Raw genomic sequence first — 702 nt, forward strand, 5'->3', positions numbered from 1 at the left:
ACGGACAGTTCACGCAGCTGGGCGAGCTTGGAGTGGGCCTGGGTCATTACGGTTTCCTGTTGCAGTGGCGGCGCGATGCGCTCAGCGGTGGAAATCACCAGCCGCTTCAGGCTGGTAGTGGACGGCGGTGACGCGCAGGCGCAGCTGGCGGCCGCCGGGTGCGGTCCAATCGATGGTCTGGCCAACCGACAAGCCCAACAGGGCACTGCCAACCGGCGCCAGGATCGACACGCGGCCCTTGTCGAAATCCGCTTCGTGCGGATAGACCAGGGTCAGGGAATGTTTTTCGTTGTGCAGTTCGTCTTCGCAGTCCACACGGGAATGCATGGTGACGATGCCTTCGGGGATTTCTTCCGGCGGCAGCACCTGCGCGCGCTCAAGTTCCTGCGCAAGGGCAACAGCAGCCGGGTGCCGGCTCAGCGCCGGGGAGTCAAGCAGGGCCTCAAGACGGGCCATGTCACGGGTGGAAACAACGATGGATGGCGGCAGACCGCTGTGGCTGGTCATGGGAATTCCTTATCTGTATGAAGAGCAAGCAAAAGGCGACGCTTGGTCGGCGCCGCCCGGGTTTCTATTGTGCTGGTGAAACGGGCCGTAGGCGACCCTGTGAAGATCATGGGGCCGGTCAGGCCCGGATGCAATGTGGGGGAGGGGCATGTTCAGCTTTTGGGGTGCAAACAGTTGCACCTCCCCTGCGCTGCG

1 protein-coding gene is annotated in these 702 nt (G+C 63.1%); it reads right to left on the reverse strand.

All coding sequences use genetic code 11. From position 1 onward, the window contains the following. Positions 1 to 81 precede the first annotated feature (81 nt). Positions 82 to 507, reverse strand: a complete 426-nt coding sequence (rnk, locus tag ABB27_RS19110) for a nucleoside diphosphate kinase regulator (protein ID WP_057630901.1) — start codon at positions 505 to 507, stop codon at positions 82 to 84. Positions 508 to 702 lie beyond the last annotated feature (195 nt).

Origin of the sequence: Stenotrophomonas terrae, assembly GCF_001431465.1 — a bacterium.
Classification (GTDB): Bacteria; Pseudomonadota; Gammaproteobacteria; order Xanthomonadales; family Xanthomonadaceae; genus Stenotrophomonas; species Stenotrophomonas terrae.